Below are 22,475 nucleotides of genomic sequence, written 5' to 3'. Positions count from 1 at the left end.
GAGCGCCAAGCGATCCGAATACGAAAAAGCTCTCATCCCCTCAACGATCCTGCTGCCTTGACGTTCACCTCATATGAAACCCGACACCTTTGATATGGCAGACGCAGAAAGGGCCGCGGGTGCCGGCCCGGCCACCGTGCGGGTGATGACCTGGAACATCCACGGCGGCCTCGGCTCCGACCGCCGCCACGACCTTAAGCGCGTGGTGGCGCTCGTGCGGCGGCATGCACCGGATATCGTCGCCCTGCAAGAGATCGACTCCCGCAAGCCGCTGACGGAAACGTCGGACGCCTTCGCCTTTCTTGCCGCGGCTCTGGGCGGCAATTCCAGCGAAAGCCGGCTGATCACCGCACCGGACGGCGACTACGGCCATGCCGTCATCAGCCGCTGGCCGATATCGGAGGCGCAGTGCCACGATGTCTCCTATCGCCGGCGCGAGCCGCGCGCCGTCATCGAGACGCTCGTTGATACACCCTACGGCCCGCTCCATCTCGCCGCAGTGCATCTGGGGCTGAGCTTTGCGGAACGGCGCCATCAGGCGCGACTCCTCGCCCGGATTTGCCAGAGCGGGCCCAACCGTACGGTCATGCTCGGAGACTTCAACGACTGGATATGGCGCGGCTCGGTGCAGACGACGCTCAACCGACTGTTCCCAGGGCATAGCCACATGAAGACCTACCCCGCGTTCTATCCCCTCCTCGCCCTCGACCGCGTCTATTGCCGGCCGACCGGGATGCTGCTCAAAAACTGGACCGACCCCGCCGCACGCAACGCATCGGACCACCTGCCGGTGGTGGCCGACCTTACGATGGGTGCGTAATGGAAGGATGCCAGACCGCCGGCGCGCCCAAGCCCCTCATTCAGCCGGCTTCGCTTTGGTCATGCCGGGCACGAGGCTGGCGAGCTCCATCGGGAAGGGGAAGACGATGGTGGAGTTCTTCTCGCCCGCCACAACGTTGAGCGACCCCAGATAGCGGAGCTGCATGGCCTCGGGCTGCCTGGACAGGATCTCCGCCGCCTCGAGCAGCTTCTGGGCCGCCTGCTGCTCGCCCTCGGCATTGATGATCTTGGCGCGCCGCTCGCGCTCGGCCTCGGCCTGGCGGGCGATGGCGCGGATCATGGATTCGTTGATGTCGACATGCTTGATCTCGACATTGGCGACCTTGATGCCCCAGGCGTCGGTCTGTTCGTCGAGGATTTCCTGGATGTCGTTGTTGAGCTTGTCGCGCTCGGCCAGCATCTCGTCCAGATCGTGCTTGCCGAGCACCGAGCGCAGCGTCGTCTGGGCAAGCTGGCTGGTCGCCATCATATAGTCCTCGACCTGGATCGTCGCTTTTTCGGGATCGACGACGCGGAAATAGATCACCGCGTTGACGCGCACCGAGACATTGTCGTGGGAGATGACGTCCTGGCTCGGCACGTCGAGCACGAGCGTGCGCAGGTCGACCCGCACCATCTGCTGCACGAAGGGGACGATCAGGATCAGCCCCGGCCCCTTCACCGCCGTGAAGCGGCCAAGGGTGAAGACCACGCCACGCATATATTCCCTGAGGATCTTGATCGCCGAGGCAAGGATGAACAGCAGGATGACGATCAGGACGGCATAGAAGGTAAAACCGCCGAACAGGTTCATGGTTCTTCTCCTCTCGCGCTCACGGGTGCCTGCCCGTCCATGGCGACGACTTTCAGGGTGAGCCCCTTTATGTCAGTGACGCGCACCACCGCGCCGACCTGAAGCGGCGTGGGGGAGACAGCCTTCCAGCGTTCGCCATGGACAAGCACATGGCCCTCTCTTCCGTTCCAGTTCCGCACCTGTCCGACGGCACCGATCATCCCCTGCTCGCCGGTAACCACGGCGCGCCTGCGCGAACTCCAGGCAAGCCGGACGATAAGAAGCGTCATGCCCAGGCTCGCCGCCGCCACGGCGCCCACCACCTCCCAGGAGAGCCCGAAGCCGGGCACCTCGGTGTCGAACAGAATGGTGGCGCCCAGCACCAGCGACACCGTGCCGCCGAGGCCGAGAATGCCGAAGGACGGCGCAAACGCCTCGGCCACGATCAGCCCCATCCCCAGCACCATCAGCGCGGCCCCGGCATAGCTGACCGGCAACACCGCCAGCGCATAAAGGCCGGTAAGCAGGCTGACGGCGCCGATGGTGCCCGGCAGCAACGCGCCGGGATTGAGGAACTCGAAGATGAGCCCGTAGATGCCGATCATCATGAGGATGAGCGCGACGTTGGGATCTGTGATGACGGAGAGCAGCCGCGTGCGCCAGTCGGGCTCCAGCTCCTCAATGGCAAGCCCGGCTGTCTTCAGCGTGGTATCTTCTTCACCGAGACGCACGGTGCGCCCGTCCGCCTTGGTGAGGAGCTCACCGATGTTTGCGGCCGTAAGATCGATGACACCCTCACGCAACGCCGCGGAAGAGGAGAGGCTCGCCGCCTCGCGCACGGCCTTCTCGGCCCACTCGACGTTGCGGCCACGCAGCTCCGCCAAGCCGCGGATATAGGCCACGGCATCGTTGACCGCCTTGGCCTCCGCCGCGTTGCGTGGGGCCGGCGCGTTCTCGCCGCCCTCCTCGTTCTCCTTCTGCTGATCCGTCTCCTCGTCGCCGCCGAAGGGAAAGCCGCCGCCGATGGAAATCGGCGTTGCCGCGCCCAGGTTGGTGCCCGGCGCCATGGCGGCCACGTGGCTGGCATAAAGGATATAGGTGCCGGCGCTCGCCGCCCGCGCGCCGCTCGGCGCCACGAAACTCGCCACCGGCACGGGCGAGGCCAGGATGGCGCGGATGATGTCGCGCATGGAGGTGTCGAGGCCGCCGGGCGTATCCATCTGCAGGATCGCCAGCGCTGCGTTGCGTTCCGCCGCCTCTTCGAGCCCGCGCTGCACAAAGTCCGCCGTTGCCGGGCTGACCGCGCCCTCCAGCCGCAGCACCAGCGCCGTCCCGCCCTCCTGCGAGGACAGCGGGAGCGCGAGGCCGAAAAGGCCGGCCAGAACGAGAAGCAGCCAGGCAAGCAGCCGCGCCGGGCGGCGCAAATCGCCTGCAAGCCGTGCAATCTGCCGTTGAACCGTCATGCGAAATGCATATAGGCCACAAACGACGGACGGACAGGAGAGGACGAAGCGGGCCGCCTGCCCTCAGTCGATCTCCCCTCCAAGCGCGAGCTGCATCGAGTTGCCGATGTGCTTGCGCATCGCCGCCGCGGCCTCCTCCCCCTTTTGACGGCGCAGCGCCTCGAGGATAGCGAGATGCTCGTTCATGACGCGGATGGCGTTCAGGGGCGTGACCAGAAGGCGCTTTTGCGCCGCCATGCGCACCTTGATGGCGTTGACGCGATAGACTTCGGCAATCAGGTCATTGCCCAGCGAGCGGATGAGCTGATCGTGCATCCCCCAGTCCAGGGCCTGCGCCTTCCTCGCCAGCTCTTCCGTAGCATCCTCTTGCAGGCGCTGCAGGATGTCCCGGTGCTCCCGCTCCCAATCCTCGATGGTGGTAGGCTGGATGTTGCGCGGCACATTGGCGATCGCCTCGAGCTCCAGAATGACGCGCAACTGGTAAGCGTTGCGTATGAAGGCCACGTCGACATTCGGAAACATGAGCCCGCGCTGGCGCAGCGTGACGATCAGGCCCTCCGCCTCGAGACGCGGAATGGCCTCGCGCACGGCGGCTAGCGAGGTGTTCGTGCGCTCGACAAGCTCGCGCTGGGTCACCACCTGGCCCGGATGCACCTCCTGCGTGTTGAGGAGATCGACAATGCGGCCGTAGGCCTCCGCGCGAAGCGTCTTCAGGCCGTTTTCAGACTTCAGCATTCCGCCACTCGTGAAATGTCGTTGACATGTTAGTCTGCGTTTGCATTCTAATAGCATCGTTCCCGGCAAATGGGAATCCGAACTTAACTGCAATCAGGGAGGAGTGAGAAATGCATTTGACCAGACGTCTTGCGCTGGCCGCCATGGGTGCGCTGGCCCTTTCCACGGCGATGCCGGCCCTTGCGGCGGCGGACGCCATCAAACTGAGGATATCCACACCGGCCGTGGAATCCGACTGGCACGCCAAGATGCTGACCGTGTTCAAGGATGAGCTTGAAAGCGCGGCGCCCGGCGAGTTCGACGTCGAGATCCACCTCAATGCCACGCTCTTCAAGCAGGGCACGGAGCCGGCCGCCATGCAGCGCGGCAATCTCGACATGGCGATGATCTCCGCCCAGGACATCGCCAAGCAGATTCCGGCCTGGTCGGTCTTCACCGCCGGCTACCTCATCCGCGACCCAGAGCATCAGAAGAAGGTGTTCCGCGGCGATGTCGGCGCCGAGTTCTACGGCATGGTCGAGGAAGAGATGGGCATCCATATCCTCGACGTCGGCTATCTCGGCACCCGCCAGCTAAACCTGCGCACCGAAGACGAGGTCCGTACACCCGAGGACCTGGCTGGCGTGAAGCTGCGCATGCCGGGATCGGACGCCTGGCAGTTCCTTGGAACGGCACTCGGCGCCTCGCCGGTGGCGATCGCCTTCGGTGAGGTCTACACGGCGCTGCAGACCGGCGTCGTCGACGGGCAGGACAACCCGCTGCCCACCAACAAGGCGGCGAAGTTCTACGAGGTCACCAAGCAGATCGTGCTGACCTCGCATCTGGTGGATGCGATCTTCCTGTCGATGTCGGGCGAGACCTGGGACGCGCTGTCCGACAGTCAGAAGGAGGCCGTCACCGCCGCCGCCGAGAAAGCCACCGCCTATAACGACGAGAACCGCATCGCCGACGAGGCGGAGCTGGTGTCCTTCTTCGAGGGTGAGGGCCTCAAGGTCTACGAGCCCGACCGCGAAGCCTTCCGCGAGCGGGTGCAGAAGATGTACCTGGAATCCGAGTTCGCCGCCGACTGGCCGGAAGGCATCGTCGACCGCGTCAACGCCGTCGAGTAGCGCAGGGGACACGTCCAGTCGATGATCGGCAAGTGGCGCAAATTCGCTGAGATCGTGGCCGTGGGCTTGCTCACGGCCATGTTCGCCTCGTTTCTGTTGCAGGTCTTCATGCGCTATGTCGTCAACCATCCGCTCGGCTGGACGTCGGAGGCCTGCGTCATCCTCTACATCTGGGCAGTGTTCTGGACCTGCGCCTTTCTTCTGGAGGAGCGCGAGCACATCACTTTCTCCATCCTGTCCGATGCGCTCGCCCCTCGCCCGCGCTGGGTCTTGAGCCTGATCGGCCATGCGGTGCTGGCGGTCGCCTTCGCCAGCGCATTGCCGGCCATCGTCGACTACATCGCCTTCATGAAGATCGACTCCACGCCGATCACCCGCATCCGCTTCGACTACGTCTTCTCGATCTTCGCGGTGTTTGCCCTCGCGGTCGTCATCCGGTCGGTCCTGGCGCTCTACCGCACTCTGCGGGACGGCATAGCAGTAAGCGAGCGCGCGGCGGAAAACCCATGAGCACACCGTTTCTCCTCGCCATCGCCGGCTTTTTCATCCTGTCCGGCGGCGGCCTGCCGATCGCCTTCGCCATGTTCGCGGCGGCCATCGCCTATCTGTTCATGAGCGGCCAGGATGTCGGCCTTATCGCCGAGCAAAGCCTGAACGGGCTGTTCGGCTCCTTTGTGCTTCTGGCCGTCCCGCTGTTCATCCTCGCCGCCAACTTCATGAACGCCGGTACGGTGACGGACCGGCTCCTGACGTTCTGCGTCGCCCTGGTGGGGCGCTTCCGCGGCGGGCTGGCGCAGGTCAACGTGGTGGCGAGCCTGATCTTCTCGGGCATGTCGGGCTCGGCCATCGCCGATGCCGCCGGCATCGGCCGGATCATCATCGACATGATGCGCAAGGATGGCCGTTATCCGGCCGGCTACGCCGCCGCACTCACTGCCGCCTCGGCGGTCATCGGCCCCATCATCCCGCCGTCGATCCCCATGGTGCTCTACGCGCTGATCTCGGGCAGCTCGATCGGCTACCTGTTCCTCGGCGGTATCGTTCCGGGGCTGATCATCGGCGCCACGCTGATGGTCTTCAACGCCTGGACGGCGCGGCGGCGCAACTTCCACACCGACGAGGTGGTGCCCCTCAAGGCGCTGCCCGCGATCACCTTCCGGGCCTTTCCAGCACTCATGCTGCCGGTCATCCTTTTGACGGGCATCTATGGCGGCGTGACGACCCCGACCGAGGCTGCCGCGGTGGCCGCCGCCTACGCGCTGGTGCTCGCCGCCCTCGTCTACCGCGCCATGAGCTGGCGGCAGTTCCACGAGCTGGTTCTGGGCAGCGCCCGCTCCACCGCCGCCATCGGCATGATCATCGCCGCCGCCCTGGTGTTCAACTATCTGGTGGCGAGCGAGAATATCCCGGGCATCGTCGCCGAGAGCCTTGCCGGCCTGGACGTCCCGCCGGTCCTTTTCCTCATCGCCGTCAATCTTCTGTTCCTGGCGCTCGGCTGCCTGTTCGACGCCACGACGCTTCTGCTCGTCGTCGTTCCCCTGTTCCTGCCCACCGTGACGACGCTGGGCATCGATCCGGTGCATTTCGGCGTCGTCATCGTCATCAATATCATGGTCGGGCTCATCACACCGCCCTACGGCGTGCTGCTGTTCGTCATCAACGCCGTGACGGACATTCCCCTCAAGGACATCATCCGTGAGATCTGGCCCTTCATGGGCGTCCTCCTCGCAGCCCTCCTGGTCATGATCCTGTTCCCGCAGACCGTTTTGTTCCTGCCCGAGCTTTTCGGATACCGCTGAACCTCAACCCCAAGGCCCCTCCCGCCTACCATGAGAAGTCCAACCATGATCGCCCCCATCGATGGAATCATCCCCGTCATGCTGACCCCGTTCGGCGATGAGGGGCGTATAGACTGGGCCGATCTCGAAGCCCTGATAGAGTGGTACATCGCCAACGGCTCGTCGGCGCTTTTCGCGGTCTGCCAGTCCAGCGAGATGGCAAACCTGAGCATCGAAGAGCGCGTCGCGCTGGCGCGCTTCACGGCCAAGGCGGCGGGCGGGCGGCTGCCGGTCGTCGCCTCCGGCCACGTGGCGGACGACCTGGAGGCGCAGAAGGCCGAGCTTGCCGCCATGGCCGACACCGGCATCGACGGGCTGGTGCTCGTCACCAACCGCCTCGACCCGGCGCAGACGGGCGCGGAGACCTTCCGTTCCAACCTCGAGGCCCTCTTCGCGGCACTCCCCGCCGACCTGCCGTTGGGGCTCTACGAGTGTCCCGCCCCCCATCGCCGCCTCCTGAGCGACGACGAGTTCAGGTTCTGCTGCGACAGCGGGCGCTTCGCCGTCCTCAAGGACGTCTCCTGCGATATCGATGTGCTCAAGCGCCGGCTGGCGCTGGCGAAGGGGTCGCCGCTCGCGGTGGTCAACGCCAACGCGGCCATCGCCTGGCCTGCACTCCAGGCCGGCGCACCGGGCTTCTGCGGCATCGCCAACAACTATCACCCCGACCTCTACCGCTGGCTCGCCGACCACGGCGCCAGGTGGCCGGAGTTTGCCGGCGAACTCGCCGCCCATCTCACCCTTGCCGCCCTTTCGGAGGCCTACGGCTACCCCGCCATCGCCAAGCTCTACCATCAGCGCCTCGGAACGATGAGAAGCATCCGCTGCCGCGTGATCGACTACGACGTCCGCCAGCGTTTCTGGGCGCTCGACGCGATTGTCGATGCGGTCATCGAGGGGACGGAGGGGTTCCGCGCGCGCATCCGGGCGCTAGAGCATGATCCCGAAAAGTGGATACCGGTTTTCGGATAAGATCATGCTAAAACAAAGAGATAGATCGTGATGCCGATTCCACGAAGAGGCATCACGATCTAGCGCGCGAAGGCGGAGAGCGCCTCACGGCATGACCAGGTCGACCAGCCAGTAGGTCGTGGCCGGCGCCATGACGACGAGGGCGATGCGCAGGAACTCCGCCAGGATGAAGGGCACGGCACCGCGAAAGACCTCATGTGTCTTTATCTCCGGCGCGAGGGCAGAGATGACGAAAAGGTTGAGCCCCACCGGCGGTGTGATCATGCCGAGTTCCACCACGATCAGTGTGATGATGCCGAACCACATGGCCTGGTGCAGTTCGGTCATCCCGAAATCGAGCCCCATGAAGGCAGGGAAGAGCACCGGGACGGTGAGCAGGATCATCGACAGACTGTCCATGATGCAGCCCATCACCAGATAGAAGCCGATCAGCACGATCAGCACCAGCATGGGCGAGATCTCCGCCGCCTGCAGCCAGCCGGCAGCAAGCGTGGGGATGCGTGTCAGCGCCAGCGCCACGTTGAAGAGGTCGGCGCCGAAGATGATGGCGAAGATCATGGCCGAGGTGGCCGCCGTCTCGATGATGCAGTCGAAAAGGTTCCTGGCCGTCAGGGTACACAGGACAAACCCCACCGCCGCCACCATGACGACCCCGACGGCCGCCCCTTGAGCAGGGGTGAAGAAGCCGGCATAGATGCCGCCGAGCACGCCGACGAAGACCAGTGCCACATGCCAGACATCGAGCAGCGAGCGGAAACGGGCGGTGTACGGCATCCGCTCGCTCGCCGCCGCCTCTCCAGGGAAGATGCGGACATAGACTGCGATCGCCAGCACGAACCCCACCACCGCCATCAACCCCGGCACGGTGGCGGCCAGGAACAGCTTGACGATGTTCTGCTCCGTCAGGAGCGCATAGATGATGAGCACGATCGACGGCGGGATGAGGATGCCGAGCGTGCCGCCGGCAGCCAGCGACCCCGCGCTGAGCGCGCCCGAATAGCCGTGACGGCGCATCTCCGGCAGCGCCACCTGCGCCATGGTGGAGGCGGTGGCGATGGACGAGCCGCAGATCGAGCCGAAGGCCGCGCAACCCGCCACCGAGGCCATGGCCAGCCCGCCGCGGTGGTGCCCCAGCCATGCATTGGAGGCGGAAAAGATCGCCCGGCTCATGCCCGTGCGCATGGCGATCTGCCCCATGAGGATGAAGAGCGGCACGACCGCAAGGTCGTAGGAGACGAACTTGTCGACCATCGCCGTCTTCAGATAGGCCGAAAGCGGCGGCCACCCCGCCTGCAGGATATAGCCCGCCGCCCCCACAAGCCCCATGGCGAGCGCGATAGGCGCACGCAGCACGATCAGCGCCAGCAGCACCACCACCATGGCGGTGAAGACCTCGATGGGGCTCATTGGCTCACCACCGCATGCCCGACCGCCTTGCCACGAAGGAGCGTGACGCCGTGGCGTACGGCAACGATGGCGGAAAGCACCGCACCGAACAGCGCCGGCACATACATCGCCCACAGCGGTATCTTCAAAAGCATGGAGCGGTCGTCATAATCGAGTGCGCCGGCCATGCCATCGGTGAAACGCCAGGCGATCACCAGCCAGGCGGCGGCGAAGACGATCTCCCACAGGCCTTCGAGCCCATATCGCCCGCGCTCCGGCAGCCAGTTCGAAAAGAGATCGACGATGATGTGGGCGCGCCGGAGCTGGGCGAGCGGCAGGAACAGGAAGGCGGAAACGCCGCAGCCGTATTCCACCAGCTCGAACTCGCCTCGAATGCCGCCGAAGCCCAGCGCGCTTCCTACCACCGACCACACCACGGCGAGCGAAACGCCCAGCACCACCGCGCCGGCAAGCGTCGCCGCGGCCCAGCAGAGAAAGTCGATAAGCCGGTTCAGCGCGGCAAGAACGCCGCGCCGTCTTGCCGGGCCGTCATCCTTGCCAGGCCGCTCCATGCGTGCGTCACGCGCTCTCTGCGTCGATCAGCGCGTTGAGGCGCTCGACCGCACGGGCGCCGTCGATGCCCTTGTCGTTGAGCATGGCGATCCAGTCGTCGACGACCGGCTGCACCATCTCGCGCCAGCTTTCCACCTCCTCGCCCGGCACCTCCACGAAGGTGTTTCCCTGCTCCTCGCAAAGCTTGCGGCCCACCTCTTCGAAAGTATCGAAATTGGCGCCGATGCGGCGTGCGAACTCGACACCCGAATGCTCGTCGACGACCGCCCTCAGATCGTCGGGCAGCCCTTCGTAGACCCGTTCGTTCATCAGCACGTTGAAGGTGTTCGTATAGAAGCCGCGGCCGACCGGGGCCGCCGCGCAGTGCACGCTCGTCAGCTCCTGAAGCTTGTAGACGGGCACCACTTCGTAGGGCAGGAGCGTGCCGTCGATGACGCCGTTGGCAAGCCCCACCGCCATTTCCGTGACGGGAAAGAAAACCGGCTCGGCCCCCAGAATCTCGAGCGCCTTGCCGAAGGTCTCGTTGGGCGCGCGGATCTTCAGGCCCTTCATGTCCGCAGCCTTTTCGATGGCTTTCTCGCGCATGTGGAATTTCCCCGGCGCATGGGCATGGAAGGCGAGCGGCTTGACGCCCTTGTACTCGTCCATGCCCATTTCCTCCATGAACTTGTGCAGCGCGACGGAGGTGTTCTCCGCGTTCGTGACCATGAAGGGCAGGCTGCCGGTCTCCGACAGGGGAAAGCGGCCGGGCGTGTAGACCACCAGCGTCCAGGCGATGTCGGCGATACCGTCGCGCACCTGGTCGGCAAGCTGCGGCGGCTTGCCGCCGAGCTGCATGGCCGGGAAGATCTGGACGTCGATGCGCCCCTCGCTCTTCTCGCCGATCTCTTTTGCCCACGGCTCCAGCACCTGCGCGTGCATCGGCGCGACCGGCGGCAGCATATGCGACAGGCGCAAGGTCACCTCGGCCGCGTGCAGGTCGCGGATATAGGCGGGGGCGGCGAGCGCGCCGCCGATAAGGCCGAGCGTGCGGCGGCGTGTGATGGATCGTCTCTTGTCAGTCATCGTTTCCTCCCTGGTTCGAGCCCGCGTACTGGGGTCTTCGCCTCCTCCACGCGGGGTCAGATGCAGTCCTATTCCCGTTTCCTCGCAGCAGCCTCCGTTCTGCTTCACCTTCCTAGCGGAAGCGCGGCGAGCGCTTTTCGAGAAACGCCGTCAGTCCCTCCCGCGCGTCCTCGCTGGAGACCGAAAGCGCCGCGGCGAGGCTTTCGGTAAACAGCCCGTCCGTCCGCGACATGTCATCGATGCGCGCCAGGCTCTGGATGATGAGGTGGTTGGAGAGCTGCGCGTTGCCGGCGATCCGGCGCGCCATCTCCTCGGCCTTGGCTAGCGCCTCCCCCTCGCCCACGCGATAGTGCGCCAGACCGAGGGAAAGCGCCTCGTCGGCCGTGTATTTGCGGCCCGTCAGCATCATCTCCGTCAGCCGGTCGGGGCCGAGGATGCGGCCGATGCGTACCGAGGCACCGCCGCCCACGAAGATGCCGCGCCGCCCCTCGGGCAACTGGAAGAACGCCGAAGGCTCTGCCACCCGCACATGCGTAGCCGCCGCCAATTCCAGCCCGCCGCCGATCACCCCGCCATGAAGCGCGGAGACCACCGGCAGCCCGCCGAACTGGATCAGGTCCATCACGCGGTGCCAGTTGCGCGAGTGATGCATGGTCTCGGCCGCGCTCCGCTCCACATGCTCGCCGAGATCGAGACCGGCCGAGAAGTGGTTTCCCGCGCCCGAAAGCACCGCCACGCGCACATCCTCGCCGGGCTTGGAAAAGAAGCGGTCGAGCGCATCGATCACCAAGTCGTTGAGCGCGTTCTGCTTTCCGGGGCGCGTCAGCGTAAGGTGGGCGATGCCCTCCTCCACGCGGACAGACAGCACGTCGTCAAAGGCGGAAATCTCGGTCATCGACGGCCTCATGCATTGGCTTGAATGATAGCGCAGAATTTTGTTATATTCAATAACAATGTATCGATGGCCTCGCCCCAGGAACGCCGGCATCGGAAGAGCGTTGCGGGACGGGAAAAGGTGTGGGCAGACAAGGGGCGGAGATGCATTATCCGCTTGGGAGGAGTGGTGGCATGAGTGCACAGGTTTCAAGCCCGTTCCGGGACGTCCCGTTCGGCAATCTCGACATCACGCTGCAGCGCCGCGACGACGGCGCCATCTTCGTGACGCCGGTGAACACGCTTCCCGACTATGCGCCCTCCATGTGCGATTGTCTTGAGAGATGGGCATTGGAAAGGCCGGACAAGGTTTTCATGGCCGAGCGTCAGGGCGAAGGCTGGCGCAGGATCACCTACCGCGAGGCACTCGAGGCGGTCCGCCGCCTGGGCACGGCTCTTCTGCCCTTCGGGCTTTCACAAGAGCGGCCGCTGGCGATCCTGTCGGGCAACGGCATCGACCATGCGCTCATCGCGCTCGCCGCCATGCATATCGGCGTACCGCACGCCCCCGTCTCGCCCGCCTATTCGCTGATCTCCACCGACCACGGCAAGCTGAAGCACATCTTCAAGCTCATCACCCCCGGCCTCGTGTTCGTGGCCGACGGCACGGCTTTCTCGAAGGCGCTCGATGCCGTCTGGCCGGCCGACGCGCCGACTGTGTTCACCCGCGGCGCCCCGGAAGGCCGCGAGGCGGTCCCGCTCTACACACTTTACAATGCCGGGCCCGACGCCGCTCTCGACCGCGCCCGCGCGAAAGTCGGCCCGGATACCATCGCCAAATTCCTCATGACCTCCGGCTCGACCGGAGGCCCCAAGGCCGTCATCACCACCCAACGCATGCTGACGGCCAACCAGGAAATGCTGCGCTACGCGCTCACCTTCCTGAAAGACGGCCCCACCATCATCGACTGGCTGCCCTGGAACCACACCTTCGGCGGCAACCACAATATCGGCCTCGTGCTTTATAATGGCGGCTCTCTCTATATCGACGACGGGCTGCCGACGCCCACCGGCATCGCCGCCACGGTGAAAAACCTGCGCGAGATCGCGCCGTCGATCTATTTCAACGTGCCCAAGGGGTATGAAGCGCTGGTGCCGTTCCTGAAGGAAGACAAGGCGCTACGTGACCACTTCTTCTCACGCGTCCAGGCGCTCTTCTTTGCCGGGGCCGGGCTCTCGCCGCATGTCTGGAACGCGCTCGACGCGCTTGCCGTCGCCTCGATCGGCGCCCGCGTTCCCATCCTCACCGGCCTCGGCGCCACCGAAACCGCGCCCTTCTCGCTCAGCTGCACGCCGCACACCGCCGCTTCCGGTCGCGTCGGCGTTCCCGTGCCCGGCAACCGGCTGAAGCTCTTCCCCGTCGACGGCAAGCTGGAGGCGCGGGTGAAGGGGCCGAACGTTACGCCCGGCTACTGGCGCGAGCCGGACAAGACGGCGAATGCTTTCGACGAGGAAGGTTTCTACCGCTTCGGCGATGCCCTGAAATTCGTTGACGAGCGCCGTCCGGAGGAAGGCTTTTTCTTCGACGGCCGCATCTCGGAGGATTTCAAGCTGGCAAGCGGCACCTGGGTCAGCGTCGGGCCCCTGCGCGCCCGCCTCATCGCCCACGCCGCCCCTCTTATCCGCGACGTCGTGCTTGCCGCCATCAACCGCGACTATCTGACGGCATTGGTCATCGTCGACCCGCAGGAATGCCGTCGGCTCGCCGGCGATCTTCCCGCCAACGCCACCCTGGCCGAGATCGTGCGCCATCCGGCCGTGCGCGGCGCCATCAAGGCCCATCTCGACAGCCTTGCCAAACTCCCCGGCGGCTCCTCCACCCGCGTCATGCGGGCGATCCTGCTCGAAACTCTACCTTCCATCGACGCCGGCGAGGTCACCGACAAGGGCTCGATCAACCAGCGCGCCGTGCTGGAGCACCGGGCGGCGGATGTGGAGGCGCTCTATGCCGAGCCGCCGGACGAGCGGGTGCTGGTGGTGAACACCTGATACCAACGGCCCTGGTGATTAGCCGTTGGCGACGGACTACCAGCGGTCAAACCCTCGGAACAATCCATCAGCCGCGTGAATCGCTCAAGCCCGACCGATTCAAATTAGTCGTTGGACCGGCTTGGAGGCGGCAGGGATGATGGCGGCATGCACACCGCCCGCCATCCCCTCCTCCTCAAACGCATCGATCCTGCCCGAAACATGGCGCGCTTCTATGCCCTGTCGGTGGAGCCGACGCTCTTCGGCGCCGTCGCCCTCAGGCGCAATTGGGGCCGCATCGGCACCTGGGGAAGAGAGCGGCTGGACCTTCACGCGGACGAAGAGGCTGCCGGAAAGGCTCTGGCCCGCGTGCTGGCGCAGAAATTGAAGAGAGGCTACCGCCCCGACTGAGCCGCCTCACTCCCCGTAAGGAACCCAGATGTTCTTCACCTGCGTCGCCCGGCGCAGAAACTCCCGTCCGCGCGCCTGGCGATCGTCCAGCCAGTCGCGCGCATTGCCGTCACTCACCCAGGTGGCCTTGAGGTTGCCGCAGGAGGCGCGTTCGACCATGGCGCTGCCTTCCTTGCCGCCGAAATACCACATGGCCGCCACCGCGTCGTGCTCGGCCAGCGTCTTCGCCAAAACGTCCTTCTCGCCGGAGACGATGTTCACCACACCGCCCGGCACGTCAGACGTATCGAAGACCTGGTAAAGATTGGCGGCGATCAGCGGATGCCGGGTCGAGGGAACGGCCACCACCCGGTTGCCCATGGCGATCGCCGGCAGCACGAGCGACACGAAGGCGGCGAGCGGCGCTTCTTCGGGCGCCACGATCCCCATCACGCCCCACGGCTCGTTCATGGCCAGCGTCACATGCCGCGACTTGGTGGCATGCACTGCGCCGTCATATTTGTCGGCCTGCGCGGCGTAGTAGAAGACGCGCTTGAGCGCCGCATCGAACTCGGCGGAAGCGGCCTTGGCGCTCTGGCCGGTGCTCTCCGACAGCAGCGCCTCGAACTCCCCGCGCCGCGCGTCGAGGTTCTCGCCCACATAGTAGAGCACCTGCGCCCGGTTGTGCGCCGTCACGCCGCCCCAGCCGCCGGCCTTCGCCGCCGCCTCGACCGCGTTGCGGATGTCCTTGCGGTTGCCGAGCGGCGCCTGGCCGATGACGGCGCCGCCCTTGCCGATGACGTCATAAGAGTAACCGCCGTCCGGCCGCGCCTGCTTCCCGCCCACATAGTTCTTCGCCGTGCGGTCGATACGGCCGAGGCCGGCGAAGCGGCGCTCCTCTTCCGGCGCGCCGCGTGGCGTGAAGACGGCCTGCTCCTTGGCCGGCTTCAGCGCCTTCTCGACGTCGCTCACCAGATATTCGTAAAGCCCCTCGCGCGCGCCCTCGCGGCCAAAACCGCTCTCGCGGTAGCCGCCGAAGCCGGAGCCCGCGTCGAGCATGTTGGTGCAGTTCACCCACACGACGCCGGCCTTCACCTTGGCCGCGGCATCAAGCGCCAGATTGATGTTCTCCGACCATATGGAGGCTGCAAGGCCGTAGCGCGTGTTGTTGGCGAGTTCCACCGCCTCCGCCGGGGTGCGGAACGTCATGGCGACGGCGACCGGGCCGAAGATCTCCACCCCGCACACCGTCGAGGCGGGGTCTACTTCGGTGAAGAAGGACGGCGAGAAGAAATAGCCCTTCTCCGGCAGCGCGCCCGGCGCCCGCCAGAGCGTACCGCCCTCTTCCTCGCCCTTTTTCACCAGCGTCGAGATGCGCTCAAGTTGCTCCGCCGAGACGACGGCGCCGACGTCGATCCCCTTGTCCAGCGGATCGCCGATGCGCAGCGTCTCCATGCGCCGGCGCAGCTTGTCGTAGAAGCGTTCGGCAACGCCCTCCTGCACGAGGATGCGCGAGCCCGCGCAGCACACCTCGCCCTGGTTGAACCAGATGGCATCCACCACGCCTTCCGCCGCGCCGTCGAGATCGGCGTCTTCGAAGACAATGAAGGGCGACTTGCCGCCGAGCTCCAGCGACAGCTTCTTGCCCGAACCGGCCAGCGCCTCGCGGATGATGCGCCCGACCTCCGTCGAGCCGGTGAAGGCGATCTTGTCGATATCCTCGTGCGCCGTGATCGCAGCCCCCGTGCGCCCGTCGCCATGAACGATGTTGACCACGCCCGCCGGCAGGCCGACCTCCTCGCAGATCTCGGCGAAGGCGGCCGCCGTCAGCGGCGTCTGCTCTGCCGGCTTCAGGACCACCGTGTTGCCCGCCGCAAGTGCCGGCGCGATCTTCCAGGCGAGCATCAGGAGGGGGAAGTTCCACGGGATGATCTGCCCGCAGACGCCGACCGGCGAGAAGCCCTCGAACTCGCTCTCCACCATCTCCGCCCAGCCGGCATGGTGGTAGAAGTGCCGTGCCACCAGCGGAATGTCGATGTCGCGCGTCTCGCGGATCGGCTTGCCGTTATCCATGCTTTCGAGCACGGCGAAGAAACGCTCGCGCTTCTGGATATGCCGGGCGATGGCGTAGAGGTAGCGCGCCCGCTCGTGCCCCGGCAGCTTCGACCATTTGGCGAAAGCCCCGCGCGCCGCCTTCACCGCCGCGTCCACCTCCGCCTCGCTGCCCTGCGCCACGCGGGCAAGCTCGGCCTCGGTGGCCGGGTTCACCGTCGCGAAGCGCTCCTTTCCCGGGGCGACGAACTTGCCGCCGATGAAATGGCCGATGCCGGCAGCGCGCGCCTTCAGCCACGCGGCAACCTCCTCGCCCGCCTCCGGGGCCGGCCCGTATTCCATGGTGCGCATGATATCCCTGATCTGTTCCATGAGTGGCCTCAGGCGAGTGCGTGACGGTGGGACGCGGAGTAGCGCCCGGTGGCGTAATGTTCGAGCTGGCGTTCGATGTCGCCCAGCATGGAGCTGGCGCCGAGGCGGAAGCGGTCGGGCATCGTCCAGGCCGTGCCGAGTTCCTCCTTCATGAGGATGAGCCAGGAGAGCGCATCCTTGGCCGTGCGCATGCCGCCCGCGGGCTTGAAGCCGACGATCTCTCCCGACAGCGCGCCATAGTCGCGGATCGCCCGCACCATGGTGAGCCCGACAGGCAGGACGGCGTTCACCGCCTCCTTGCCCGTGGAGGTCTTGATGAAGTCGGCGCCGGCCTGCATGGCCACCATCGAGGCGCGGTAGACGTTGCGCAGCGTGGCGATGTCGCCGGTGGCCAGGATCGTCTTCAGATGCGCGGGACCGCAGGCTTCGCGCATGGCGGAAACCTCGTCATAGAGCGCCTGCCAGTTCTGCGTCAGCACATATTCGCGGGTGATCACGATGTCGATCTCCGCCGCCCCCGCCTCCACCGCATAGCGGATTTCGGCAAGCCGCTGCGGCAGCGGCGTAAGGCCCGCGGGAAAGCCGGTGGCGACCGAAGCCACGGGAACGCCCGAGCCCTCCAGCGCCTTCACCGCGTGCGGCACCATGGTGGGATAAACGCAGACAGCGCCCGTGGTAATGCGCTCCTCCTCCAGCCCCAAGGCGGTCAGCAGCTCGTCGGAGAGCGGCTTCTTCGCCTTGGCGCACAGCCGGCGCACGCGGCCAGCCGTGTCGTCGCCGGCAAGCGTGGTAAGGTCGATGCAGGTGATGGCGCGAACCAGCCACGCCGCCTGCCACGCCTTCTTCACCGAGCGCCGGGTGGTGAGCGTCGCCGCCCGCCGCTCGGCGGCGGAAAGGTTCACCGCCACGTCCTCGAACCATTCGGGGGTCAGCGCCGTGCCGCGATTGCGAACCTCGTGCGGCCCGCTTCCCGCCTCGGGGACGGCTTTGATTGTCGGGTGCTTTTCCGGCAGGATCATCCGCGACCCCTCCTCATCTCGATGAAACGGTTGAGCAGAACGGCAGCGACTATGATAAAGCCGGTCACCGTCATTTGATAGAACGATCCGAGCCCCAAAAGGTTGAAAACGTTGCGCAGCACCTGCAAGAGCATGACGGCGAAGAACGTACCGAGAAGACTGCCGCGCCCGCCGAAGAGGCTGGTGCCGCCCAGCACCACCGCGGCGATGGCATCGAGCTCCAGCCCCTGCGCCGCCGTCGGCTGGCCGATGCGCAGACGCGAGGTGAGCAGAATGCCGGCGATGGCCGACGTCACGCCGGAGATGGCGAAAACGGCCGTCACCATCAGCCGCGTCGGCAGGCCCGACAGGCGGGCGGCCTCCGGGTTGCCGCCCGTGGCGTAGACATACTCGCCGAACACGGTGAACCGCAGCACCAGCCCGCCGGCGACGCACAGGCAAATGAAGATCAGCGCCATCGAGGTCAGGTTAAGCCCGGGCAGGATGGGAACGACCGAGGACGAGATGGCGGCGAAGGACGGCGGCAGCCCGCTCACCGGCACGCCGTCCGTCAGGAGGTAGGTGATGCCGCGGAAGGAGACGAGGCCGGCGAGCGTGACGATGAAGCTCGGCACCTGGCCATAGGCGCTCGTCGCCCCCATCGCGGCCCCGCAGGAAAGACCCACCAGAGCGGTTGCCACGACGGCCAGCGCCGGGTCCCATCCCGCCGCCATCAGTACAGCCACCACCATGCCGCAGAGCGCGGTCAGCGAGCCCACCGACAGGTCGATGTTGCCGGTGAGGATCACGAACGTCATGCCGATCGCCACCACGCCCACGACGGCCGCCTGCTGGAACAGGTTGGCGATGTTGACGAAGGTCAGGAAATTGTCGGAGAGCGCGGCGGCGATCACCACCACGACCACGAAGATGGCGATGAAGTTGTACTCGATCAGAAGGTTGGCAAGGCGCCGATGGGCCGGCGCGCGTTCGGCGATCGCGTTGTCAGTGGACATGCTGGTCTCCAAGAATGGTCGCCTTCAGTATCGTTTCGCGGCCGGTGACGGACGGATCGTAGCGGTCGAGGATCCGGCCTTCGTGGAACACCCAGATGGAATCGCAGGCCGCGTAGAGTTCATCGAGCTCGCTGCTCGCCACGATCACGGCGGCGCCGTCGGCCGCCAGCTTCTCCACCAGCGCGTAAAGATCGGCCTTCGCACCCACGTCGAGCCCGCGGCTCGGCTCGTCGAGCAGCAGGATCTTCGCCCCGTTCACCACCCACTTGGCGAGCACCACCTTCTGCTGGTTGCCGCCCGAAAGCTGCATGACGGCTTGGTCCAGGTCGGCATATCTGGTCGACAGCCGGTCGAGCACCGGCCGCGCCCTCTCCCGCTCGTGGTGGTGGCTCATGGTGAAGCGGCCGCCGAGCGAGGCGAGCGTGGCGTTCTTGTAGATCGGCGCATCGAGAACGAGGCCGTGGGTCTTGCGGCTCTCCGGCACCAGGCCGAGGCCGCGCCGGATCGCATGCGCGGGATGGGTGGGGCGGTAAGGCCGGCCGCCGACCTCCACCTTACCCTCGAACCTTAGATCGCCGAACAGCGAACGCAGGAACGTGGTGCGGCCGGAGCCGTTGAGGCCGGTGAGCCCCGTCACCTCGCCCCAGCGCACGGCGAAATCCTCCACCATAAGCCCATCCGCACCGCGCATCTTGTTGACCGACAACGCCACCTCGCCGGCGACCGGCGGCCGCGCCTTGCGCTCGACCAGCGTGCGCGCCTTGCCGATCACCGCCTCCACCAGCGCCGCGTCCGGCGTATCGGCGACGTCGTAGGTGGCGATGGTGCGCCCGCCGCGCAGAACGGTGACACGGTCGCCGATCTCGCGCAGCTCGGCCAGCCGGTGGCTGACATAGAGGATCGAGACCCCCTGGCGCACGAGGTCGCGGATCACCGCGAACACGGCTTCCAGCTCCGTCTCGTTGAGCGCGGCGGAGGGCTCGTCCATGATGATGATCTTGGCGTTCATGGTCAGCGAGCGGGCGATGGCGGTGAGCTGCTGGTTGGCCACCGAAAGCTGCTCCACCCGCGCCCTCGGCGAAAAGCGCGCGCCGATGCGCCGGAGCGCTTCGTGGGCACGCTCGCTGCGCGTGCGGCGGTCGATGATGCCGGCCTTGCCCGGCGCATGGCCGAGGAACAGGTTCTGCTCCACGGTGAGCTGGGGGACGAGGTCGAGCTCCTGATAGATCATGGAGATGCCGGCGCGCGCGGCATCGGCCGGCGAGTGCAGATCGAGCGCCTGGCCCTCGAGGCTAATGCGCCCGCCCGACGGCTTCAGCGCGCCGGCGACCATCTTCAACAACGTCGACTTTCCCGCGCCGTTGGCGCCCAAAAGGCAATGGATCTCGCCGCGGCGCACCGTCAGCGAGGCCTGCTCCAGCGCGACGATGTTCATGGGAAAACGCTTCGATACGTTCTCCACGACAAGCACGTCATCGGCCATCCGCACCCTCCAACGCGGCGCGCGCCGTGGTTTCGTCGGTGATGAGGACCGATAGGTAGCCGGCCTTGAGCGCGGCAAGCGTCACGGCGTGCTTCTCCGGCCCCGAGGCGATGCCGATGGAACGCTTCTTCTTCTTCAGGAGATCGAGGCGCAGGCCGATGGTGCGGCCGTCGAGTTCCTCGTCGACGACGGCCCCCGACGCATCGATGAAACGGCCCAGAATATCGCCGACGGCGCCCTCTTCTCCCAGCCTATCGATATGGTCCGCATCGATATAGCCGGAGGTCACCAGCACGGATTCATGCGAAAGACCGCCCATGCTGAAGCACACGACCTCCGCCTCGGCGGCAAGCTCCAGCACCTTCTCGATCACCGGATCCTGCTCCAGCACCTCGCGCGTGCTCTTCTTGCCGACGATGGCCGGCACCGGCAGCAGCGTCGCCATGCCGTTGGCGCTGCGCGCGAACTCTTCCGCCACGGCGATCACGCGATCCGACGTCGAGCGGAAATTCGTCGCGCCGTTGACGAGCACCACGTGCAGCCCCGGATTCCAGTTGGCCGGCAGGAAACGGGCGACCGCGGACATGGTGCGCCCCCACGAAACGCCCATGAGCGCGACCTGAGGCTTGAGCCCGGCGATATATTTGCTGGCCGCCTGCGCCACCGCCTCCAGAAGCACGTCGCCGTCGTGGCTTTCTCCATGGGGCACGACCACGGCATCGCTAAGCCCGAACGCCTGCTGCAACGCCACTTCAAGGTCGGTGGCGCGGCTGGAGCGCGGGGTGATCTCGATACGCACGACGCCCAATTCACGCGCCTCGGTGAGCAGCCGGCCGATCTGCCAGCGGGTGAGGCCCAATTCCTTCGCGATCTCGCCCTGCGTGCGCTGCAGGTCGTAATAGAGCTTTGCCGCGCGCACCATCAGATACTCGCGCTGCTCGTCGGAAGGCAGACGAACGGGGGTTCTGGCCTCGCTCATGGGGCGCCGTCCTCCGATGCCGAAAGCCGGTGCAAGGTGGGCGCGAGCGTGCTGGTGAGCTCGTCGTAGCGGGCCAGAGCGCCGTCGTACCAGGATGTCCGCTCCGGCTCCGGCATCATCGCCGATCCGCCGACGGCGAGCGCGTGCGAGGCGGAAGCAAGGTCCGGGTAGAGGCCGAGGCCGCAGGCCGCGCTGACAACGGCACCGAGCAGTGAGAGGTTCTCTTCGCGCACCAGCTGCACCGGCCGGCCGAGCGCGTCCACCGTCGCCTGCAGCCACAGCGGATTGTGGCAGATGCCGCCCCCCATGACGATCCGCTCGATCAAGACGCCTTCCTTCTCCAGCGCCCGCAGGACGTTGACCGTGCCGAGCGCCACCGCATCGACCGCCGAACGGTATATCTCCGCCCGGCCATGGCCGAGTGAGAGGCCCAGGATGGCGCCGCGCAGACCGGCATCGCGATAGGGCGTGCGGTTTCCCATCCAGTAGTCGAGCACCATCAGGCCCGTCTTCTCCGGGACAAGCCGGGACGCTTCGGCGATGAGCGCGTGATGGCCGGCCTCGTCCAGCCCGAAAATCTTCCCCGCCAGCCAGTTGAGAATGGAGCCGGCCGAGACCTGCCCACCCTCGACCAGCCAGCGCCCGTCCATCAGCGCATTGGGATAGGGTCCCCAGAAGCCGGGCAGCGGGCGCTGCGCATCGAGATGCGTGAGGTGAGCGACCGATGTGCCGCCGACGATGAGCATGCTGCCGGGATCGATCGTCCCCGCGCCCAGCATCCCCATCTCCGCGTCGATACCGCCCTGCGTCAAAAGCGGCGTGGAGGTGAGGCCGAGTTCGGCCGCGATCTCGCCGCGCACATGGCCCACCACACCGCCAACCGGCACGATGCGTGACGGCAGCTTGTCGATAAGCGCGGCAACGCCCAGGCTCTCGTATATCTCCGGCACGTAGCGCTCGGCAGCCGCGTCGTAGTTCCACTTGCAGGTGGCGTTCATGCGCGAGCCGGCCCATTCGCCACAGAGCCGGTAGTTGATGTAGTCGAGGGCCTCGCACATCACCTCGGCCCGGGCGAACACTTCCGGCTCGTGCCGCGCCAGCCACATCACCTTGGGCACCAGCCATTCGGCGGCGTCCTCGCCGCCGCTATAGGCCATGACGGGGTGGGCGAGCCTGCCGGTCTCATGCGCCTCGCGTGTGGCCCGGCAGTCCATCCACAGTATAGCCGGGTAGACCGGCGTGCTGTCGCGCCGGCAGGCGACGACGGTGGATGCCGTTGCGGCCACTGAGACGGCGGCGATATCGCGGCTGCCCGCCGCCTCCACCGCCCGCCTGCCGGCACTGACAAGGGCTTTCCACCACTCCTCCGGCTGCTGTTCCGCCCATCCCGGGCGCGGGTAGACGGTCTCGTAGCGCTCTTCCGCGCTGCCGCGCATCGTGCCGCCGTCAAGGTCGTAGACGCCGGCGCGGACGCTTCCCGTTCCCAGATCGAACCCCAGGACAAGTGTCATCTGTCTCTCCTCCCACCACG

20 protein-coding genes are annotated in these 22,475 nt (G+C 66.3%); 7 read left to right on the top strand and 13 right to left on the bottom strand.

From position 1 onward, the window contains the following. Window positions 1-94: 94 nt before the first annotated feature. Window positions 95-820, top strand: coding sequence for an endonuclease/exonuclease/phosphatase family protein (locus GPJ75_RS00200; protein WP_163263889.1), 726 nt, complete (start codon window positions 95-97; stop codon window positions 818-820). A 36-nt stretch (window positions 821-856) separates the two neighbouring features. Here GPJ75_RS00200 and GPJ75_RS00195 read toward each other — a convergent pair whose 3' ends face one another. The 3 genes from GPJ75_RS00195 to GPJ75_RS00185 form a co-directional block, all read right to left on the bottom strand. Continuing rightward, entirely contained in the window at window positions 857-1,633 is a 777-nt protein-coding gene (locus GPJ75_RS00195; RefSeq protein WP_163263887.1) for a slipin family protein, read from the bottom strand. Continuing rightward, window positions 1,630-3,075, bottom strand: a complete 1,446-nt coding sequence (locus GPJ75_RS00190; protein ID WP_163263885.1) for an NfeD family protein — start codon at window positions 3,073-3,075, stop codon at window positions 1,630-1,632. Before GPJ75_RS00190 ends, GPJ75_RS00195 begins: the two co-directional genes overlap by 4 nt. A gap of 63 nt (window positions 3,076-3,138) precedes the next feature. After that, a complete protein-coding gene (locus GPJ75_RS00185; RefSeq protein ID WP_163263883.1) occupies window positions 3,139-3,810 on the bottom strand; it encodes a GntR family transcriptional regulator in 672 nt (223 codons plus the stop codon). A gap of 110 nt (window positions 3,811-3,920) precedes the next feature. Between GPJ75_RS00185 and GPJ75_RS00180 the strand changes: the two genes are divergently transcribed. From GPJ75_RS00180 to GPJ75_RS00165, 4 genes are read left to right on the top strand one after another with little or no spacing between them, the layout of a single operon-like run. Then, window positions 3,921-4,919, top strand: a complete 999-nt coding sequence (locus tag GPJ75_RS00180) for a sialic acid TRAP transporter substrate-binding protein SiaP (protein ID WP_163263881.1) — start codon at window positions 3,921-3,923, stop codon at window positions 4,917-4,919. 21 nt (window positions 4,920-4,940) lie between these two features. Next, entirely contained in the window at window positions 4,941-5,429 is a 489-nt protein-coding gene (locus GPJ75_RS00175; protein ID WP_163263880.1) for a TRAP transporter small permease, read from the top strand. Next, window positions 5,426-6,718, top strand: a complete 1,293-nt coding sequence (locus tag GPJ75_RS00170; RefSeq protein WP_163263878.1) for a TRAP transporter large permease — start codon at window positions 5,426-5,428, stop codon at window positions 6,716-6,718. The genes GPJ75_RS00175 and GPJ75_RS00170 overlap by 4 nt, the downstream gene beginning before the upstream one ends. Before the next feature lie 45 nt (window positions 6,719-6,763). Then, the gene (locus GPJ75_RS00165) at window positions 6,764-7,729 is read left to right on the top strand and encodes a dihydrodipicolinate synthase family protein (protein ID WP_163263876.1); all 966 of its coding nucleotides are present in this window, start codon (window positions 6,764-6,766) and stop codon (window positions 7,727-7,729) included. An 84-nt stretch (window positions 7,730-7,813) separates the two neighbouring features. Here the strand turns inward: GPJ75_RS00165 and GPJ75_RS00160 are convergent, their stop codons facing one another. From GPJ75_RS00160 to GPJ75_RS00145, 4 genes are all read right to left on the bottom strand, one after another. Then, on the bottom strand, window positions 7,814-9,136 hold the full coding sequence (locus GPJ75_RS00160) for a TRAP transporter large permease (protein ID WP_163263874.1): 1,323 nt from the start codon (window positions 9,134-9,136) through the stop codon (window positions 7,814-7,816). After that, window positions 9,133-9,687 (bottom strand): TRAP transporter small permease, encoded by a 555-nt coding sequence (locus GPJ75_RS00155; protein ID WP_163263872.1) that lies wholly within the window; start codon window positions 9,685-9,687, stop codon window positions 9,133-9,135. The genes GPJ75_RS00160 and GPJ75_RS00155 overlap by 4 nt, the downstream gene beginning before the upstream one ends. A 7-nt stretch (window positions 9,688-9,694) precedes the next feature. Next, window positions 9,695-10,753, bottom strand: coding sequence for a TRAP transporter substrate-binding protein (locus GPJ75_RS00150; RefSeq protein ID WP_163263870.1), 1,059 nt, complete (start codon window positions 10,751-10,753; stop codon window positions 9,695-9,697). 112 nt (window positions 10,754-10,865) lie between these two features. Next, a complete protein-coding gene (locus GPJ75_RS00145; RefSeq protein ID WP_163263868.1) occupies window positions 10,866-11,648 on the bottom strand; it encodes a crotonase/enoyl-CoA hydratase family protein in 783 nt (260 codons plus the stop codon). Between the two features lie 173 nt (window positions 11,649-11,821). Between GPJ75_RS00145 and GPJ75_RS00140 the strand changes: the two genes are divergently transcribed. Further along, window positions 11,822-13,675 carry a feruloyl-CoA synthase gene (locus tag GPJ75_RS00140; RefSeq protein ID WP_246248848.1) on the top strand — a complete coding sequence of 618 codons (1,854 nt, stop codon included), beginning with the start codon at window positions 11,822-11,824 and terminating at the stop codon, window positions 13,673-13,675. Window positions 13,676-13,822: 147 nt separating this feature from the next. Further along, window positions 13,823-14,065: a WGR domain-containing protein gene (locus GPJ75_RS00135; protein WP_163263864.1), complete on the top strand. Its 243-nt coding sequence runs from the start codon at window positions 13,823-13,825 to the stop codon at window positions 14,063-14,065. A gap of 6 nt (window positions 14,066-14,071) precedes the next feature. On the opposite strand, the gene GPJ75_RS00130 is transcribed toward GPJ75_RS00135, so the two are convergent. The 6 genes from GPJ75_RS00130 to GPJ75_RS00105 are packed head-to-tail and all read right to left on the bottom strand — an operon-like array spanning window position 14,072 to window position 22,455. Next, entirely contained in the window at window positions 14,072-16,468 is a 2,397-nt protein-coding gene (locus GPJ75_RS00130; RefSeq protein WP_163263862.1) for an aldehyde dehydrogenase family protein, read from the bottom strand. Between the two features lie 8 nt (window positions 16,469-16,476). Continuing rightward, window positions 16,477-17,487: a deoxyribose-phosphate aldolase gene (gene deoC / locus GPJ75_RS00125; protein WP_246248847.1), complete on the bottom strand. Its 1,011-nt coding sequence runs from the start codon at window positions 17,485-17,487 to the stop codon at window positions 16,477-16,479. After that, window positions 17,484-18,482 (bottom strand): ABC transporter permease, encoded by a 999-nt coding sequence (locus GPJ75_RS00120; protein ID WP_163263860.1) that lies wholly within the window; start codon window positions 18,480-18,482, stop codon window positions 17,484-17,486. Before GPJ75_RS00120 ends, deoC begins: the two co-directional genes overlap by 4 nt. Then, window positions 18,472-19,965 carry a sugar ABC transporter ATP-binding protein gene (locus GPJ75_RS00115; protein ID WP_163263858.1) on the bottom strand — a complete coding sequence of 498 codons (1,494 nt, stop codon included), beginning with the start codon at window positions 19,963-19,965 and terminating at the stop codon, window positions 18,472-18,474. Before GPJ75_RS00115 ends, GPJ75_RS00120 begins: the two co-directional genes overlap by 11 nt. Continuing rightward, window positions 19,955-20,944 carry a sugar-binding transcriptional regulator gene (locus tag GPJ75_RS00110; RefSeq protein WP_163263856.1) on the bottom strand — a complete coding sequence of 330 codons (990 nt, stop codon included), beginning with the start codon at window positions 20,942-20,944 and terminating at the stop codon, window positions 19,955-19,957. Before GPJ75_RS00110 ends, GPJ75_RS00115 begins: the two co-directional genes overlap by 11 nt. Then, window positions 20,941-22,455, bottom strand: a complete 1,515-nt coding sequence (locus GPJ75_RS00105; RefSeq protein WP_163263854.1) for an FGGY-family carbohydrate kinase — start codon at window positions 22,453-22,455, stop codon at window positions 20,941-20,943. Before GPJ75_RS00105 ends, GPJ75_RS00110 begins: the two co-directional genes overlap by 4 nt. Window positions 22,456-22,475 lie beyond the last annotated feature (20 nt).

Source organism: Chelativorans alearensis (genome assembly GCF_010993735.1).
Classification (GTDB): Bacteria; Pseudomonadota; Alphaproteobacteria; order Rhizobiales; family Rhizobiaceae; genus Chelativorans; species Chelativorans alearense.
This window is presented reverse-complemented; position numbering and strand designations above follow the sequence as displayed.